Source organism: Marivirga arenosa (assembly GCF_030503895.2).
In the GTDB taxonomy this organism is placed as follows: domain Bacteria; phylum Bacteroidota; class Bacteroidia; order Cytophagales; family Cyclobacteriaceae; genus Marivirga; species Marivirga arenosa.
This window is the reverse complement of the sequence record NZ_CP129970.2, coordinates 2538864-2559347: the sequence shown is the minus strand read 5'-3', so window position 1 is coordinate 2559347 and position 20484 is coordinate 2538864. Positions and strand designations below refer to the sequence as shown.

Below are 20484 nucleotides of genomic sequence, written 5' to 3'. Positions count from 1 at the left end.
TGTTTAATCAATACTAATGGGTTCCTTTTTTAACCTATCCTCAATCACTTGCTCAATTTCAGGTAAAGAACTGTATAATTGTTCGTAGTCATCAATAATGAAGTACTTCGTTTGAAACTTATCTTTTCTGTAACTACTATCAATTATTTTTCCTACATCGTAATTAAAATGCTCTGGTTCATCAGAAATTGAAAATTTAGTTTCCCCTGGTGAAGAAATAATACCAGCACCATAAATTCTTAAATCCCCCTCTTCACGGATTAAGCCAAACTCAATTGTAAACCAATAAATACGACTGAGTAAATGAATTGCCCACTCATTATCCAAATGTTTTAATCCAATTTTAGCTAATCCTTGTAAGAAGTCTACAAATGGCTGGTTCGTTAATAATGGAATATGTCCAAAGACATCATGAAACATGTCTGGTTCTTCTAAATAATCTAACTGTTCACGAGTTCTCAACCAAGTGGTAGCTGGAAATATTCTATTACTTAATAATTCAAAGAATTTATCATCTTCGACAATACCAGGAACAGCCGCTACTTGCCAACCTGTTAGCTCTTTTAAATATTTATTAGTTTCCTTGAAGTTAGGAATAGCTTTTTCAGTAAAATGGATTTTATCAATTCCATCTACAAACTCCTTAGTAGCTACTTTTTTAATATTTTGAAATTGCCTTCCAAAAAGGATTCCCCAAACATCTTGGTCTTCAATTGTGTAATTTTCATAAATCTGTTGCATGTTGATAATAATTAAATTTTAATGTTAGTGTTTAAATTTGGACATAAAAAAAGCCCGATTCCATTGGAACCGGGCTTGGTATATTTTTTATTTAAAATATGTCTTACAAAATATGCATAACACTACCATTACCGATTCCTTTCGGGGACTGATAATAGTAATAATATGTGTTGTGCGTAAAATTCATTGAGGCAAATATATGTAGTGATAATTATAAAACCAAATTAATTTCAATTATACATAATTATTTAATATCACTGGCATAACCAATAATAAGATATCTTCATTTTCATCCATATCAGAAGGGAATAGTAAGCCTGCTTAATTAGGCTCTTCATAATTAATTAAGGGTCTGTTGTCTTGCTCAAGATAAAATTTCAAATAAATTGAATCTCCTTTTTGAACTTTTAAATTTTCAAACACAACCCATTTATACCCAATGAACCCTCCTGATATCTCAAAATCACCTGGCATGACATCTAACATAAATTTCCCAGAATCAATATTAATTAAAACTCCATTAACTGAAGCTCCAGCATCCACTGTCTGATTTGAAGATTCTTTCAAATAAAATGCTCCTCCCAATTTGGTATATCCATCATTAGACCTTTCTCGACTAATCTGATAACTTCCTCCTTTTGCACTATCGGGAATTCGGACGTACCCACCTCTATTAGATGAACACGACATCAGCAAAAACAACATCAATAATCTAACATTAACAGCCTGCATTGTTCCCCTTCTGATTTGCATTACCTTCTTGTTCATCTTTAATTATATTTAGTACTCTATTCCTACTGGAACTAAAACGATACTCTGATTGAAACCAAGTTGTTTCTTCAAATATAACATTACCCTGGTCATCTGTTAAGGGATCTCCATTTTCATCAAGTTTTGTCCAATGTGTTAATCCTCCCCAAGCCAAATCTTTGTAATATTGTGGAGAGAAATTTTCTTCACTAGAGTACCCCTTTAATGTTCCATATTGATTCAAAGCTACTGCAATTTCATTTACAAAATTTCTCACAAACTCTGCATGCTGAATAGAATTTGCATCACCTCCAAATTTTTGCAAAGCATAATCTCTAATTAAATCTGGATACTTAGTCCCCACTTCAGTAGGAATATTTCTTGAATCAGCTAAAATAATTGCATGTACTGCTTCATGTAAAATCGTTCTAGCGATAGATAAATCAGAAGCATTTTGAAATTTATCCGTATCAAATGTAGATGTAACAGTCCCCGTTACACTATTATATTGCTGACTAGTGAATGCATTTTGATTTTCTGGTAAGTCTCCATCTTTCACCTCCCAATTATATCCATTCAGGTCTCCAGCAAATTTTTGTATGATTTCACCTACTCCTTTATTTAAATTCTTTAAGTCAGTCATAATTGACTGCATACATGGTTCAAGCTGAGAATCATCAATCTTTTTTTCCAAATTATGTGCTTCCACTGCATCTTCAACAGTAGGATTACCTACAATGCTTATACTTCCATCATTATCATCTATTCCTTCGGAGCCCCCACCAGTTGGTATTGGAAATGTCTCACCACCACCACTCTCTCCAGTGCTCCCAGAAGTACCTCCCCCATCATTGCAAATCAATTCAGTATGTATATCGGAACCATGAACAACTGTACCACCAACCTCAATCGACCAGGGAATCTCAAACATAATTTCATAACAATCACCTATTATCCTGCCTGTTTCATTTTGAGCATTACTTTGACTTGTATAATTATATTTCTCCTCCAAATCATGAATGGTGTATATAGTTGCATCATCCTTATAAGTGATTTTAACAACAGCATAATTCAAATTATCAGTATTCCTGCTTTGAACTATAATTAAATTACTTATGATTAAATTATCTCCTTCCTTTTCTACTGGTAATGGCAAAGTGTAATTGATTTGGGCTTCCTTAGGGTCTCTTAAAACATTTAGCCAATCAGCATTTTCTGTATAATTTGTACTATTTCGAGAACTCACACTGTTTAACTCTCCGCTTACTTTCTTTTTCAATCTCTGAATTTCGCTTGATGATTCAATAGATAATTTAATTTTAGCATTTTCCTCAATTTCAAAATCATTTGGGTTTATCTAATCTTGAACACCACAAGAAAATAAAAAAGAAAGGAAAAGAAGATTGAATAATATAGCTTTAAAAAAATTCATCATATTAGTAATTAAGGTTTGATTTTTTTCTTCAAAACTCAACCTTCAGTGGCTCCAATATCAAAAAAACTTAGCTAGCATTTTTAGTCTGTCAATTGGGGTTTTCTGTAAGGTTTTATTTTGAAATTTTACAAATCAAAAAAAAAAATACATAAAACCAAAGTAAATCACATAATATATTTAGTTTTTAGTTTGATGTTCCAACATTAAAAAGTAATACATTAATACCAAAAAAGCTTTAATGGGACTTAGAGGATTATTTATTCAAATTATTACACCCTTAATAAATTGAAAAAATTAATATAAATTACATCCTGTTTTATGAGATTCTTGACACTTATTGACAATTAAAACCAGAACAATAATCATTTGAAATACAAAAAAACCTCTAGAAGAGGCTTCCAGAGGTTTCGAATAAATACGCCAATTTGACTTCAAAATAAAAATCAATAATATTTTCCATACCATTTAAAGCCTTATTAATTGCAATGAAATATTGGCGTTTCGTCCTTATCCAAATAAAAATCAATAATTAAAGTATCAGATTTAATTAAAGGTATAATTTCTGTATTTACTGTTTTATACCCAATTGAAATGGCTCTAAAAAAATATTCAACATCCAAATTTAAGTGAATTTTGAATTGATAGAAACCCGTAGCATCTGTTTGAACTTTTTCACAATAAAAATTAATGAATGTAGCAGCTAAAGGCTTTTTTGAATCTTGATCATAAACATTTCCCTTAACTACCAATGAGTCTCTCTCTTTGTTTTTAGATGATTGAAATTCAACGGTATATCCGCCCTTGTTATCATTAAGTCTAAAATCTCTATCATTATATCTATTACAAGACGTGCAAATAAAAACAATGTAAACCAATAAAAATAATTTAACATCCTGCATCTGTTCCTTTTTGAGTTTGTGAGATTTGACTTAAATCTTTTCCAGTTAGTTCAATAGAATTAACATTTAATATACGTTCCCGAACTGCAGAAGGTAGCTTCTTAAATATTTCAGTTTCCTGTAATCCAGCCCATGACATATCCTGATAAAATTGTCTGTGATGTGAATAACCTCTTTGAATTCCAAATTCTTTAAGAGCATCAGTAATTCCTTTAATAAGGCTTCTAGCAAATTCTTCATGATGTACAATTTCCCAATTTTGGTAAGTATTCCAATCTTGAACCATATCAGTATAAGTTCCTAAGAAATCTGGTCTATCAACATTATAATGAGCAACTAACTTAGCGTGTACAGCTTCATGCAAAATCGTCCTTGCCCAAGATAAATCAGAAGCATTTGGCCAAGATTTCGAATCGAATATTGATGTAGTAGTTCCTGTAGAGTTATTATAACGCGTTAAAGTCATACCTGTACCTTGACTTAGCTTACCTTCTTTTACCTCCCAATTATATCCATCCAAGTCACCAGCAAATTTTTGTATAATTTCACCTACTCCTTTATTTAAATTCTTTAAGTCAGTCATAATTGACTGCATGCATGGTTCAAGCTGAGAATCTTCAATTTGCTTTTCCCAATTATGTGCCTCCAACGCATCTTCAACAGTAGGATTACCTACAATGCTAATGCTTAAATCAATACCTTCGGTACCATCGGGTTCTGCTCCTGTCAGTTTTGGAAATGTCTCACCACCACCACTCTCTCCAGTGCTCCCAGATGTACCTCCCCCATCATTGCAAATCAATTCAGTATGTATATCGGAACCATGAACAACTGTACCACCAACCTCAATCGACCAGGGAATCTCAAACATAATTTCATAACAATCACCTATTATCCTGCCTGTTTCATTTTGAGCATTACTTTGACTTGTATAATTATATTTCTCCTCCAAATCATGAATGGTGTATATAGTTGCATCATCCTTATAAGTGATTTTAACAACAGCATAATTCAAATTATCAGTATTCCTGCTTTGAACTATAATTAAATTACTTATGATTAAATTATCTCCTTCCTTTTCTACTGGTAATGGCAAAGTGTAATTGATTTGGGCTTCCTTAGGGTCTCTTAAAACATTTAGCCAATCAGCATTTTCTGTATAATTTGTACTATTTCGAGAACTCACACTGTTTAACTCTCCGCTCAATTTCTCTTTCAATCTCTGAATTTCGCTTGATGATTCAATAGATAATTTAATTTTAGCATTTTCCTCAATTTCAAAATCATTTGGGTTTATCTCATCTTGAACACCACAAGAAAATAAAAAAGTAAGGAAAAGAAGATTGAATAATATAGCTTTAAAAAATTCATCATATTAGTAATTAAGGTTTGATTTTTTTCTTCAAAACTCTACCTTCAGTGGCTCCAATATCAAAAAAACTTAGCTAGCATTTTTAGTCTGTCAATTGGGGTTTTCTGTAAGGTTTTATTTTGAAACTTCACAAATCAAAAAAAAAAAAAAATACATAAAACCAAAGTAAATCACATAATATATTTAGTTTTTAGTTTGATGTTCCAACATTAAAAAGTAATACATTAATACCAAAAAAGCTTTAATGGGACTTAGAGGATTATTTATTCAAATAATTACACCCTTAATAAATTGAAAAAATTAATATAAATTACATCCTGTTTTATGAGATTCTTGACACTTATTGACAATTAAAACCAGAACAATAATCATTTGAAATACAAAAAAACCTCTAGAAGAGGCTTCCAGAGGTTCAAATATTTTGAAGTTAATTATTGTTCTTAAACGTAATTATTTAACATCACTGGCATAACCAATAATAAGATATCTTCATTTTCATCCATATCAGAAGGGAATAATAAACCAGCTTTATTAGGTGCTGACATATCAATACTAATTTCTTTGCTATCAAGGTTATTCAGCATCTCGATTAAGAATTTAGCATTAAATCCGATTTCAATATCATCTCCATTATGTTCACAAGCCATTATCTCACTTGCTTCATTAGAGAAGTCTAAATCCTCTGCGAAGATTTGTAATTCACTCCCATTAATTTTTAATCGAACCTGATGTGTCGTCTTATTCGCATAAATGCTAATCCTTTTCAAAGAAGCCATAAACTCTTGACGGTTGATGGTCATCTTGATGTTGTTTTCCGCAGGAATTACATTTTCATAGTCTGGGAAACGCTCATCCACTAATCTACAGATTAGTTTAATGTTATTAAACTTGAAATAAGCATTAGACATATTAAATTCTACCGCTACGTTTACATTTTCAGCAGGCAGGCTATTTTTCAATAATGAAAGTGCTTTTCTAGGAATGATAATTCCAGTACCTGCATCAGAAGCCACATCCACTCTTCTGTAACGGATTAATCTGTTACCATCGGTTGCTACAAAAGTTGTATTGGTTTCATCAAACTTAACATAAACACCACCCATAGCAGGACGAAGCTCATCGTTGCTTGTAGCATAAATGGTATGATTGATAGCGGTTGCTAAAACATCTGCTGAAATATCTACTGTATCAGGGTTTTCAACCTCCTGTACTTTAGGGAAGTCTGTAGCATTTTCTCCTGCAAGCTTATAGCGTCCATTGTCAGAGCTAATTTCGATACTGTAGGTTTCCTCATCTATTGAGAAAGTTACAGGCTGCTCTGGTAAATTTTTAAGCGTATCCATCAAAATCCTAGCAGGTACCGCAATACTTCCATTTTCCGATGATTCTACATCAATTTCAGTAATCATGGAAGTTTGTAAATCTGAAGCTGTAATGGTTAATAATCCATCTTGAATTTCAAATAAGAAATTCTCTAAGATGGGAACCATTGGATTGGTTGAAATAACTCCATTAATGGATGAAATTTGCTTTAATAATGCAGATGAGGATACTAAAAATTTCATAGTTTTTTATTTAGTGCTAGCTTTTAAAATAATTGTAAAAGCTCAGCTATAAACTTCTTGATTTTTTATTACCAACAAAGTTAAAAATTAATTTGCAAATCTATACTTTATAGCGCATTTCCCAACTAAAAATTAGTAAATGAAATCAATTTTTAATAAAAGACTGAAATGTGATATAAATTTAGTTAAGGAATTTGAGCTAAAAGCTTAATATGATAGAATAAAACTGGTACACTTAAAGCAATTTCTCTAATTCAATCCATATTTTCTCCATCCTTTCGTTTCGGATAGCTGCCCATTCCTTATCATTAATATGAACTAAATACGCATTAAAATCAGGGTTTTTAAAGAGCTTCAAATCTAAATCCTCATTATCATCTAAGGCATCAATGGCGATAGAACCTGCCTCTTGGAAGCTTTCTTTCTTTTCTAATGCAATATGATCAGAAGGTAAAAACTGATCCACAAAAAAATAATTGAATCGTTCCACAAAATTCATGACTTTGGCTGTATCTGCTTTTTCGTTCTGTAAGCGCAATAACTGATCTTCATACTTAAATACTAGTTCTTTTTGATTGGGCCTATCAATTGTAAGTGTCACCATATCTTGCCAAATCCCATCAAAAATAACTCTATCTCTCCAATCACTTTCTGATACTTCAAATATTCCTGCAACATAACTTTGGTAACCTGGCAGCTGTACTAAATAAACATCATCACCTTTAATAAAATAAGATTTTAAAGCTTGAAAATCTCCTCCCACCGTATAGGAATTAATTAATTCATTTTGACCATAAATATTAACACTCACTCCAGTATCCAATACTTGCTGTTTAATTTCTTCTGCAGTTTCATTTACCAAAGCTCTTTGAATACTAATTTCTTCTAATAATTTAAAAAACACTTGCTGCATAGAAGCATCTAATCGATATTCTTCATTTACTGTCCAATAGCTTGATTTCTTTTCAATTGTATTAGATATACCCTCTCCATTAATCTCTATTCTTGAAATATTTTCAAAGGCATTTTGAATTGAAAACAGATCCTTTTCAAAAGTAGTAGTACGCCTTTCGTATGGGTTATAATTATATACAATTATGGTACATAAGACCATAACAATTAAGATCGACAATAAAGATATATTCTTTTTGGATTGAGCTTTATTCATTGAATTTGGCATATTTTCTTTTCCTCCAATAAAATCTTATTAGTCCGAATAAAACAATCAAAAGGATTGGTAAGGCAACATTCAATAGTTGCATCAAAAGCTTATCTTCTTGAGCTTTCACCTTATCTAAGGGTCTAATTTTTAAATCTTTACTCCTAGAGATTATTAATCCGTCATCATCCAATAAGTAATTCAACATATTAAGAATTAACTGCTCATTAGCAAAGTTAGAGGGGCGATTGGCATAAGGATCAACACCTAATGGAAATGGTTGATTATTCTTTTTATTAATTTCACTTAAAAGCAAGTCACCATCAGAGGCCACAATAATTGAATTACTTTCACTTTTATTTAATCTTTTACTTTCATCTTTACCTTTAGGCACCAGTCTGTTTTGATAGGCTGAATTAAATTTCCCCTCTAACAAATAAGTGACCGGAACATTCTTTTTATTAAAATTCTCAGGTTTAACATCTTCTTTTAAACTTTCAAAACTGATATGGATAGGTCCATTTAAAACTCGAGTATAATCAGAAGTAAAAATTAATGGAGTTTTAGTTATGTCAGGAGCTAAAACAGTATCAATGGAACTTACAAATTTCCCATAAACTGCATCCATATTTCTAACTATGGGATGATCAGCGTAATTATTTAAGATGATATAATATGGCCATGGCAAAAGTTGTATTTGAGCATCCTTTCCCAAATTACCTGTAACAATAGGGAAATTTCCACTATTAACATCTTGAATGATATCCTTATTGACTCTTACGCCATATTTAAATAGTAAATCATCTAAGCCTGTTTCTACAGGTAATGCCAGTGCTCCATAATCCTTTATGGAGTCCACATCCATCATTAATCCATCTAAAAAGAATAAACTTTTACCACCATTCATGATATATTGATCAATATCGTATAATTCAGAATTAGAAAATTCCTTAGTTGGTTTTATAAAGATTGCAGCATCAAAATTCTGAAGTCTTGCAGTATTCTGTACCGGAATTAAATCATATTTCTGAGATACGGCATCCTTCAATCCTTTTAACACACTTCCTGATGCAGATTCTTTAGATTGATAGAGAGCAATACTTTTTCGATCTACATTTGCCAAGCTTTTAATAGCATTAGCGAGCTCATATTCAATATTCTCAATAGATTGAGTAATAGCTTCGCTAGCCCCAGCTGCATTATTACCGTTTAATAAAATTACAGGTAAGCTTTTTCCACCATATGATATTTCTGCTCCTGGAAAAATCAGTTTCTGAGATTTCTTTCCATCCTTATTATCGAAAACGGTAGTAGGCTGAATTCCCTTATCAATAAGGTATCTATAAAATTCATTTCTAGCGTTTGCTGAACTAGCTTGATCAGGATTCACAAAATTGTATTGCAGATTTCCATATGCATAAGTTTTGAATTGCTCTAAGGTTTGCTTTATGGCCGTCTGTAATCTTGTAAATTCAGAATTAATATCACCTTCTAAATAGACTTCAACATAAACGGGTTCTTCTAGATTTTTTAAGAGCGTGATCGTAGCATCATTCATAGAAAACCTATTCTCCTCTGTCATATCAATACGAAATATCTGATATCGAAAACCGAGATTAACTAAAACTACTAATGTGAATAGTATTAGAAATTTAAGTATGTATTCCGTTGATTTCCTTTTTAAGAATTCCATTTTCTTAATTTTAATACCATATAGGTGGCTCCAAGAAACAAGCTACTGATAGAAATGAAATATAATACATCTCTAAAATCAATCACTCCTTTACCCAATGCATCATAATGTGCCAACATACCAATTTTATCAATTTGAATATCCAACTCAGAAACAAAAGCTAAATCAGAAATAGAGGAGAATCCCATAAAAACTATGAAGCTTATGAAAACGGCAATGATGAAGGACACGATCTGATTTTCAGATAATGAGGATGAGAAAATACCAATTCCAGTATATGAAGAAGCTAGAAATAATAAGCCAATATAGGCTCCAATTATCCCTGCAGTATCTATATTCCCTACAGGATTACTCAAATAAGACAGTGAGAAATAGTATACTAATGTTGGAATAAGAGAAATAACAACAAGAACTAATCCTGCAAAATATTTACCTAATAGAAGTTTTAATTCTGTAATAGGTTTTGTCATCAATAGCTCAAAAGTACCGCTTTTGGTTTCTTCAGCTAAGGCCTTCATGGTTATGGCAGGAATAAGAAACATCAAAACATAAGGAGCTAGATTGAAAAATATCCCCATATCTGCATAGCCAAATTCAAAAATCGCAGTATCAGGAAAAACCCATACAAGCAGCCCCATACTGACTAAAAAAACACCCATTACCAGATAGGCAATTAGTGAATTTAAAAAGCTATTTATTTCCTTTTTAAAAATACTCCACATGGGATTAATTATTTTGAGTAAGTTTTCGAAACACTTCTTCCATATTCCCTTTCTCTAGAGAGATACCAATCAATTCTACATCATTTTGACCTGCCCACTTAAATATTTCTTTCCTAATATCACTTGTTGTCTCAAACAAATACTCAACCTTATTAATCATTTTAAGATTATTAACCTCAGCGTGTTGCGACCAATATGATAAATCAGATTCAGATTCTAATTCTACTTTAATAGTGAACTTCTCCTTTTCATCTGTTAATTCATTTACCAGCTGATCCGCTACAATCGTCCCTTCTTTAATAATGATTGCTCTATTACACATGGCTTGCACTTCCTGCATAATGTGAGTGCTAAGGAGCACTGTTTTATCCTTACTTATCGATAAGATTAAATTCCTTATTTCAATAATTTGGTTTGGATCAAGACCTGTGGTTGGCTCATCTAAAATCAAAACAGAAGGATCATGGACCAAAGATTGAGCTAAGCCTACTCTTTGTCGATAGCCTTTTGACAGTGTTCCAATTTGCTTATTCTGCTCTTTAGTTAATCCGCAAAGCTCAACTAATTCTGTAACTCTGTTCTTTAATTCAGAACCTGATAATCCATAGATACCTCCACAAAACCTAAGGAATTCATGAACATACATATCTAGATATAAAGGATTATGCTCTGGCAAATAACCAATATGTTTTTTTACTTCAAGAGGATTTTGGGAAACATCAATTTCATCAACCAATATTTGTCCAGAATCAGAGGGTAAAGTTCCCGTTATCATTTTCATGCTAGTTGATTTACCAGCACCATTCGGCCCTAGGAAACCTACTATATTTCCTTTTTTTATTTCAAAGGAAATAGTATTCACTGCGATTTGCTCGCCAAAAGTTTTAGTAAGATCCTTAACGAAAATGGACATTCAGAATTCTGTGATTTTGTTTGATGAACGCAAAAATAGCGTAATAATTATATATAATTCAAGTTCCTGAATTAATCTAATATTAAAGGTTCAAAACTAAAGCAGATGATAAATATTATAAGACATAACCATCCTAAAACTTTTCTTCCTGTACTCAAGGATCTATCATCTGAAGCTATCGGATGTTTTACCCCAATAAATCTACCTAATAAAAACACAAACAATAAATAACCAGAAAAACCTGTGATGGAAGGAAACAAATAGGTAGTTAAGTATTGGGCAGCAAACATACCAACCGCAATCATCCAAGTAGTACTCTTATCAAAGCCTAATCCTCTGAATGACATAAATAAAAAACCGATGTAGAAAACACTATATAAAAGCATTGAACTTATTGGAATTCCAGCAGTAATTAGACCCAGTCCTGCCATGAATGTGAATATCATATATAATCCAAAAGCGATATAAAAGTGGTTTTTTGCTCCAAAAAGACCATATATAACATGCCCACCATCTAGTTGACCGATAGGGATTAGATTTAAAGCAGTAAAGAAAAGTGCAAGAAATCCAGCAAATAAATAAGGATAATGAATAATCTCTTTATGATTTGGTAATCGATCAGGATCTGCAACATACTTTTCAAACCATGAGAATAATAGATTATTTCCTAGACTTAAACTAACTATCTCTTCATCATCATATACATGATTAGCGTAATCTAAACCATATTGCTCATACTCTGGATGAATTTCAAATATATATTCAGGTTCTGGTAAATTTGTAAATCCATAAAATAATACACCTAATGCAGCAATAAAACCAGCAATCGGACCTGCTATTCCAATATCAAAAAATTGTTTTCTTGATCGTATTGGTCCAACAATTCGAATTAAAGCGCCAAATGTACCGAAAGAAACTGAGCCGATAAATCCTAGCCACATTGGAATGTAATTGGGTAAAGTGACTTCAACTTTATGGTATTTAGCCGTAAAAAAGTGACCAAATTCATGAACAGTTAAAATAAATAGAAATGGGATTGAATACTCCATCCCAGCAATAAAATCTGTCCAAGAGTAATCAGGGGAATAAAATATGATTCTATTCGTAATCCATTCTGAACCCGCAAGAGTAGTGGTAATAAAAGTAATTACAAATAGTAATATCTTTTTTAAGTAGTAGCGAGCATTTTTCTCAATCATATTTCAGATAATTTACTGTTTAACAGCTCTATAAAGCCTCCATTTCTAGGTATATGAAGTGTATGAATACCTAATTGAGTAGCTGATTCTAAATTTAGTTTTGAGTCATCCATAAACAAAGCTTCCTCTGCAAGTGTTTGAGACTGCTTTAGAACATTTTCATATATTTCAGAATCAGGCTTTCTTTGATTTAACTCATGAGAAAAATAAACTTCATTGAATAAATCGTTTAAATGAGAATAAGGAAATGAATCTGATAAAATCTTATGAAACGCTTTTTCATGAATTGCATTCGTATTACTTAATACAATACATTTATATTCTTTTAGCAAAGCTTTCACCTCTTCTACCCTATTTATTGGAATTTGACCCAGCATAGCATTCCATGCCTTTTTTATCTCACTTTCATGCGCCTCTATCTTAAATTCCATTTTAAGTTGAGATATAAATTGATCGTCTGAAATTAATCCTTTCTCATATTCTTTAAAAACTGAGGCTGATAAATAAGCGTCTTCTACTTTTTGATTTGACAACCCAGATAAGTCTGAAAATGCAATGATTGTTTTCTCTACATGTAAATCAATAATAACACCCCCTAAATCAAAAATTATAGTTTTTATCTTCTGCAATTTTTCTCTTTATTTTAATGAATGCAAATATGGCTGTTCATCCCCCTAATTCAAAATAAGATATAAGCATTAGGTTTATTATAGGATCATAAAACGTTGTAGTTCCTGCTGATGAGAATTAAAAACTATTTGTAGAAAATAAATTCCTGATGTTAAAGTATTAGGTAATAGTACTTCAATCTTATTCTCCCTAAAATATAATTTCTCCCACTTAATATATTTACCTCTTTGGTCAAAGATCTGAATATATTGAATATCATTTTGTTGATTTTCATCTAATTCCAGATTAAATGAGAAGTTGTTTCGAATAGGGTTCGGATATAAATTAGTACTTAGAAGTGTATCAAATTCTATTTCAATAACTGGTTTATCTTCACCTCGACAAGTCGATACTTGAACATCTACATTTTGCCTAATCTCGTCAAGTTTTTCATAAACATTTATACCAGGGCATAATGTATTGCATCCGTCTTGATGACCTGCAATTACTCCAAGATTTGAATTTAACGGGTGGGAATTTGTAGCTAAAACTTCTAAATCATCTTTAAAAGCTTTCCAACTCAAAAGATTCTCCAAACTATTGAGCATGTCTTGCTCTGGATCAACAGTCTCATAATTCCCTAATAAACAAACTCCCATAGTAGTAGAGTTTGATCCACAAAAATGAGCGCCTATAACTAAATCCTGTTCACCATCTGCCGGATCCCTGCCGGCATATATAGCCCCATTGGGAGCTATCAGATAATTGTAACCTATATCAGACCATCCATTTTCCTGAGTATGAAAAATGTAAATATTTCGAACTGCAAGCGTATAGTCTGTAATATTATTTGAACCCGCTGAGTGATGGATTATTAAATTTTCAGTATCTGTGAAGCTTCTACTATAGCTTGGTTCAGCTAATCCTGACCTCCATTCATCTTGCGTTATAACACCTTCGAGCTGGCAATTATTCGAATCCTGCTTCGTTCTCATTTTTAATGAACTAGCGTAATTACCTTCTCCATTGATTAAAATAGCTTCAATCTGAAGTTTTGATTGATTTTTCAGCATCAGCTTTAGCTCAGATGTAGATTCGTTAAAATGAATTATTGTAGAGTAGAAATAATTTGAATTATCTAATTGGTGTGGACTGTTATGAAAAACTATACTCTCATCTTTTAATAAAAAAGAAATTTCCTTAAAGTCTATCTCATTTTTAGATTTTAGAGCAATTGCAGTAAATTCAAAATTCGATCTCAAATTAAATCTCTGGTTTGAGGAAATTTCTATTGGTATGGTGGTCAATCTTTTTTGTTGTGCCTTTAAGGAAGAAAGAGATAAGACTAAACATGAAATAGCAATGATTCTAAACATAATTCAATAATCTAATTATTATAACTTTAGTTTTGTAAAATTATTGAATATAGATCAAAAAAATAGGTCGATTCAAAAAATCGACCTATCTAAATTAAGAATTGAATTTAAATCTATTCTTTAATTACTTTATAAATTCCATTAATACCATTTGTTGATATTATCTGAATGAAATAAATGCCTGGAGCTTGATTACTTAAATTAAACTCATACTTATTATTTACATTCTTTTCATTAATGGACTGGATCAACTTGCCTTCCGCTGATAATAAACTAATCTTGGATATATCGGCCAAACTTATTACCTCAATTTTATCTTTTGCTGGATTAGGAAATAGCTTAACCTCCAAAAATTTATTAGGATTATTTGCCGTGTATCTAACTCTTTTTACAGAAATTTTCCCATTCTCAGAAGTTGCAGAAATTTCTAAAGCTTCTTGATCTTCGCCCGTTAATTCAAACACAATATCTGAATCTTCATCCATAGGAACACCTGGTCTGTCAAATTTTACCGTATATTTCCCAGCTGGGAGATTAGGAATAATAAACTCCCCATTTTCATCCGTTTCAAGATAAGCAACTAATTCTCCTTCCTCCATAACGGTTCTAAAGGAAATTTCTCTACTTGAACCTGTTAAACGCCTAACACTTACTCCCGCTCCCTTCACTCTCCTTCTAGGGAGCATTCTTTCTTCTTCACCAAATACCTCTTCAAAATATCCACTAAACCTAGAGGTACCATTAAGTTCCTGTGGCTCACCCTCCATGGTTACTGATAAACCATCTTGATCACTTCTATGCTGAATGACTTCAGCTAATTCCCAATCAATCGTATTTGGATAGTAAGTATTGATAAGATTAGGATAATCACTTTCATTATTATCAACATATAAAATGTAATCTCCCAAATCAAGATTTAGGATATCAAAAACACCTCCAGCTTTTAGATTAACAAAATATTCTCCGTTCGCCATTTGAACGCTGTCATACTGTTCTCCTTCTTGAAATTTGAATAGATGTACTTTTCCACTTTCCGTTGGAAACTCATTGGTATCAAACATTAATCCTGAAAGATTTGCGGTGGCTATGATGTTAACAGGATTTGATTTGATTCTAAAGTCTGGGCTAAGAATATTCAACATTTCATTCCCCACTTCTAATTGGTAACTACCCATCAATTCATAGGTAATTGAATCATATAAAATAGAGCTAGAATCTTTACCGTTCACTAAAGTACCATCCTTATACCACTGATAAGTGTTTGCTGAACCTTGAACCAGATAGTCAATTAAGAAGCTTGATCCATGTGGGAATCTTTTATCTTCGGTTACACCGAAATTCGCTTGGTTTTCAAAATTGAAAGAAGGCACAACCACTTGTGGTTCTAAATCATCAAAACCTAAAGCATTTCCACTAACATTTAAGGTCTCTAGAATTGGTAACGTACTCAAATCAGCCAAATTTTCAATAGCGTTATTGGAAACATCTAGAACTCTTAAACCCAGTATTTCTGCAATTTCCTCTGGAACAGAACCAGTTAAGTTATTTTCCGGTAAATTTATTTCTACTACTCGATTATCTTGAACAATTATATCATTAGGGTCATCCGACCAAGTTTCAGGATTATTTGCAGTTGTATCCCATACAATCGTGCTCCAATTTTCTCCACCCGTTGATTCGTATAATTTTTTTAATGCTGCAATATCACGCTCTAAGGATGAAACCTTTAAGTTGGTAATATTAGAATTGAGAATAAGGCCTGGAAAAAGTGAGTTACTTACTTCTACATAATAATTACCCTCGTCTGATCTTGCTACGCTACCAAAAGTAAGAATCGAATCCGTTGCACCAGCAATAGCTGTACTATCTTTAAACCATTGGAAAGTGTTAGAAGAAGCTGGCGCACTAACTTCTAAGCTTACTTCCGCAGCTAAGAAATCAATGTAAGATTCTGGAATAACATAGCTTGTGTCTTGATTGGAATAACTGAAGTCCGAAATTGATCTGTAGGCTTGTAGTTGCTCAAAGGTTAATCTATTTGAAGATACATTAAATGAATTCAGTTGCGCTGAAATGGGTACTAATGAAAGAATACTTGTGATATTATTTGATGCTAAATTTATTTGATTCACAAAATTTAGGCTCCCTAATTCAGCTGGTAAAGCTCCACTTAATTGTTTATTGCTCAGATTAATCGCAAATAAGCTATCATTCTTCATGCTTAAGCCTTCCCATGTGTTTAATTTACCTGTTAACCAATTTGTAGAGCTTGTCCAATTTGCGCCATCAAGACTATCATACAATGCAACCATTGCTAAAGAGTCTGATTCTAAATAATTAGATACTGGCAGCTTAATACTGTTAACAGCACTGTAGTTTGATGAATCACCGCTATTTGTATAAGCTTTTACAGCATAAAAATATAATTCAGAATATTCTGGTGCGACATAAGTCAAAGAATCGCTAAATACGGTTATAGTGGAATCTCCTGAAGATAAAGTATTGGGGTTATTGTCCCTTCCTATGTAAACTTTATAATTAACAGCATCATTTACAGCCGACCAGTTAAGACTAAAACCATTTGAATTCAAATTACTTAGGCTGACAGATGGTGGATTAACTTCCGTTGATTGTGGTGAAAAATATGCTACCGCTAAATCACCGTTTTCACGAAGCATAATTATATCTTTAACTTCATCTGCATTTAAATCTGCAACGGCTAAACCAGAAATTTTTGATCCAGGGTAGTTATAGGTATTGGATTCAGCAAAAGATCCTGCACCATCATTCAATAAAATATGAATTGCAGGATTATTATAATCTGAAATCACTAAATCTTGTAAGCCATCACCATCCATATCCTCAGCAACCATAACAGCTGGAGCAAAACTTAAAGCTACAAATGAATAACTAGTGCCGTCAAAAATTCGGATTTCATTGTTTATAAAATTAGAACTTACAATATTGTCTAATCCATCTCCATCGGGTGAGACTACAATTGATTGAAAAATCTCACCTACTGCAAAATTTGATCTGAAACTGGAGTTTGATTGACTGAAAAAATTTGTATTTGATAAATACCCACTATCTAGATCAATATAATTCAATTCCAAATCATTTTGACTCTCTGTAAAAAACACAGGATTCAAATCTGTTATTTCCTGGTTAAAGGCAGTACCAAAAGCAGGAGGTATGCTTGCATATGGAGAACAATTTTCTCCTGAAGAGATAATATTTGCTACTGCGATATTACTATTAATTCCCTCAGAAAAATCATAGATTGGGTAAATTATGTCCGTGAAGCCATCGTAATCTAAATCTCTTAAATCAAAGTCATTATAATTTATATTTGGATCATTAGCCCCATCCCCTAAATTTGTAAAGTTACCATTTCCATCATTTTGAAAATAAATAATACTGTTTATTGAAGAAAATGAAAAAGAAAGAACAAAATCGAATACTGGATTACCAGAAATATTTGAAAGCTCCAAGTCAATATCTGTTGGATTCAGTTGATTTCCCTCCACTATTAAATTGAAGGGTTCATAGGTAGTTTGACCTTCTAAATTCCTAAAATAGGCGACAGAGTCATAACTAGCAGTAGTAATGACCGCATCAATAGTATTGTCAGCATCTATTGTCCCTAATTTAAGAGTAGATTGCCCCAATGGAGCAGAACCATTTACATTCCCAACTACTGTTAAAGTATCGAATGCTGCGTTTAAATTACTTATAATTGTTGAATTCGAAACGGTGAAATTTCTCCTGCTATAATAAATTTTTCCATCATTAGCCACGGCCTTTAACTGACCTGATTGAGCACCAAACGGAACAGTAACTGTAACGCTATTTTCAGTTGATGATACAACATTTGATGACTTTGAACCAAAATAAACTGATTGTATAACCGGTCCAAAATTACCTGATAAATTTAAGGTTACACTTTCACCTGGCGCAGCAGAATTCTGCGAATAACTTACTATTTCTTTACGGTAATAGAATGGGTTTTGATTAACCGAAGTCGAAGCTAAACCAAGTCTTGCAGTATCAGCTAACGCAAATGAATATTGAACTCCACTAACAAATGAAGAATCTGTTGATGAAGAAATCCCAAGAACACTACCATTTTGAAAATTAACTAGAGCTAAAGAGTCCAAATTAGTAATACCCTCCTCTATTAAATCATATATGATTGGTTCAAAACTAGCATCAACATTTACATCGGTTAAACTACTCGTTATTTCCCAAGTATCCTTAAATCGATCCCTAGCTAATCCAGATGAAATAAAGAGTGTATCAAACTCACCACAGTAATTTGAAATGGGGTTTACCCGCACTAAATCAGTTTGTTGAAAGTCTTCATTATTATTAATTCTAATTTGCTTTAAACCAGTCCCATTACCAACAGCAAAGGTAAAGGGAGTATTTCCAATTTTTCCAAGTGGGGCTTGGACATAACTATCTTTCTGAATACCCGAAACACTTCCATTAGATCCAATGATGACCTCTCTTTGAAATCCTTCATAGAGATCAAAACCTCTAATTACACCATTTATAAAATTCAACTCATTTTTAATATATAGTTGAGAGATCGTTTCACCATAAGAAGCTGATATTTCTACACGGGTTCTACTATCTGAATTGGGTTCATCAGCTAGATTAATAATAAGATCATTATAGATAATTGAATCCTGAGCTATACCAAATCCGCTTAATTGTTGATATCCATTTCCAACCATATGAAGAATGGATTGATCTTGAAAATTAATTTTCCCTCCTGCTCCATTTCTTAAAAAATCGAAATACACAAACATCTCTGTATTTCCAGTGAAATTAACTTGAAACTCTTCATTTGTTTGCTGAATTGCGTCCATTTGAAATGACCCCACAAACACTTTTGAATTAAATATATTCGACTTATAAAATTGAGCACTATTAGTTCTATCATTAAAAAATGTTAACCTCCCACTTACATCTAAGGTCACGTTTTGAAGATTGAGATAATTACCCATAAAAGGTGAAAGAGCGGAGCCCAATTGTCGAATATCCATATTCCCTCCTACTTTTATTAATAAAGAATCCCCATTATTAAAGCCTTCTAATCTTAATGGAGTATCAGACAATATCTCATTTTTATCTATTATGAAGTTATTTCCAACAACAAGGCTTGCCTGATTTAAAGGGTTAGCGGTAATAAATACACCAACTGAATCGCTAATCTGAGCCCCAAAAACATCAGAAATTTTTAAATTATTATCAATGGTTAGATTCCCATCATTGATCCAAATTCCTGTATGGGGTGTCTCTTCAAAATTACCTACTATATTAACCTCATCAATTAAAATATTCTCTCCTGAATTAATAGTAACCTTATGATAAATATTTACTGCAGAATCAGCCGGTGGCACTACTCCTCCTGCCCAAATACTCGGATCTGACCAATCGCCATCTGCTATAGAGTTTATAAAAAATGGGTTGGTTTGAGTTTGAATAATCAGGGTATCACTATTTTCGTTACCTATTCTTTCTCCCCAAATTTTTATAAAGTAATCTTGACCAGTATTAAGTCCAGTAATTTCAAAGGAAGTGTTTAAACTACTTACGATAGCTGGATTATATAGGGGCAGAAAGGTGGAAAAGCTGTCTGCAGAAACTAAAATATTAAAATCAAATTCTGTAGCCGTTGAATTATTGAGCGATAATAATATGGAATTCTGTGTGGTTGATGAAACTTGTACATCTGGGCTTGGGATGGGATCTGCTACATCGAAGCCTTTGTCTGAAAGAAAACCTTTATCATGGGCTGTTCTTCCCTTTTCAATAATAATTGGCTCTGAGTAAGTCATTACACCAGAGCTACCGCTATTTAATTCAGAAGTATTGTTTCCAATAGCAATAAATTGAAAAAAGATGCTTGCCAATAAAAGTACAATAAATGTTTTCATGTAGTTATATAAAGTAATTCTTATTTTAAATCGAAATAAAAAACAAACAATAAAGTCTTTACAAAGTAAAAAAATATATAATATTAATCCTAATTATTATTTTTTT

At 32.3% G+C, this 20484-nt stretch carries 14 protein-coding genes; all 14 read right to left on the bottom strand.

The genetic code is table 11. The features are described from left to right. Positions 1–3: 3 nt before the first annotated feature. A complete protein-coding gene (locus QYS48_RS11220) occupies positions 4–741 on the bottom strand; it encodes a phenylalanine 4-monooxygenase (protein WP_308355982.1) in 738 nt (245 codons plus the stop codon). Between the two features lie 321 nt (positions 742–1062). Beyond that, positions 1063–1509, bottom strand: coding sequence for a hypothetical protein (locus tag QYS48_RS11215; RefSeq protein WP_308355981.1), 447 nt, complete (start codon positions 1507–1509; stop codon positions 1063–1065). Next, complete coding sequence (locus QYS48_RS11210) at positions 1460–2770, bottom strand: hypothetical protein (RefSeq protein WP_308355980.1); 1311 nt, start codon at positions 2768–2770, stop codon at positions 1460–1462. The genes QYS48_RS11215 and QYS48_RS11210 overlap by 50 nt, the downstream gene beginning before the upstream one ends. 632 nt (positions 2771–3402) lie before the next feature. Then, positions 3403–3825: a hypothetical protein gene (locus QYS48_RS11205; RefSeq protein ID WP_302101744.1), complete on the bottom strand. Its 423-nt coding sequence runs from the start codon at positions 3823–3825 to the stop codon at positions 3403–3405. Then, complete coding sequence (locus QYS48_RS11200; protein ID WP_308355979.1) at positions 3812–5044, bottom strand: hypothetical protein; 1233 nt, start codon at positions 5042–5044, stop codon at positions 3812–3814. The genes QYS48_RS11205 and QYS48_RS11200 overlap by 14 nt, the downstream gene beginning before the upstream one ends. A gap of 593 nt (positions 5045–5637) precedes the next feature. Next, positions 5638–6762 (bottom strand): DNA polymerase III subunit beta, encoded by a 1125-nt coding sequence (dnaN, locus tag QYS48_RS11195; protein ID WP_308355978.1) that lies wholly within the window; start codon positions 6760–6762, stop codon positions 5638–5640. Positions 6763–6997: 235 nt separating this feature from the next. Continuing rightward, complete coding sequence (locus QYS48_RS11190; protein ID WP_308355977.1) at positions 6998–7930, bottom strand: hypothetical protein; 933 nt, start codon at positions 7928–7930, stop codon at positions 6998–7000. Next, positions 7923–9614, bottom strand: coding sequence for a gliding motility-associated ABC transporter substrate-binding protein GldG (gldG, locus tag QYS48_RS11185; RefSeq protein WP_308355975.1), 1692 nt, complete (start codon positions 9612–9614; stop codon positions 7923–7925). Before gldG ends, QYS48_RS11190 begins: the two co-directional genes overlap by 8 nt. Beyond that, entirely contained in the window at positions 9602–10336 is a 735-nt protein-coding gene (gldF, locus tag QYS48_RS11180) for a gliding motility-associated ABC transporter permease subunit GldF (protein WP_302101749.1), read from the bottom strand. The genes gldG and gldF overlap by 13 nt, the downstream gene beginning before the upstream one ends. A 4-nt stretch (positions 10337–10340) precedes the next feature. Then, on the bottom strand, positions 10341–11249 hold the full coding sequence (gene gldA / locus QYS48_RS11175; protein ID WP_302101750.1) for a gliding motility-associated ABC transporter ATP-binding subunit GldA: 909 nt from the start codon (positions 11247–11249) through the stop codon (positions 10341–10343). 71 nt (positions 11250–11320) lie between these two features. Continuing rightward, positions 11321–12448 (bottom strand): site-2 protease family protein, encoded by a 1128-nt coding sequence (locus QYS48_RS11170; protein ID WP_308355974.1) that lies wholly within the window; start codon positions 12446–12448, stop codon positions 11321–11323. Next, positions 12445–13077, bottom strand: a complete 633-nt coding sequence (locus QYS48_RS11165) for an HAD family phosphatase (RefSeq protein WP_308355973.1) — start codon at positions 13075–13077, stop codon at positions 12445–12447. The genes QYS48_RS11170 and QYS48_RS11165 overlap by 4 nt, the downstream gene beginning before the upstream one ends. Positions 13078–13155: 78 nt before the next feature. Further along, positions 13156–14433, bottom strand: coding sequence for an N-acetylmuramoyl-L-alanine amidase (locus QYS48_RS11160; RefSeq protein WP_308355972.1), 1278 nt, complete (start codon positions 14431–14433; stop codon positions 13156–13158). 113 nt (positions 14434–14546) lie between these two features. Continuing rightward, positions 14547–20378, bottom strand: coding sequence for an FG-GAP-like repeat-containing protein (locus tag QYS48_RS11155; protein WP_308355971.1), 5832 nt, complete (start codon positions 20376–20378; stop codon positions 14547–14549). Positions 20379–20484 lie beyond the last annotated feature (106 nt).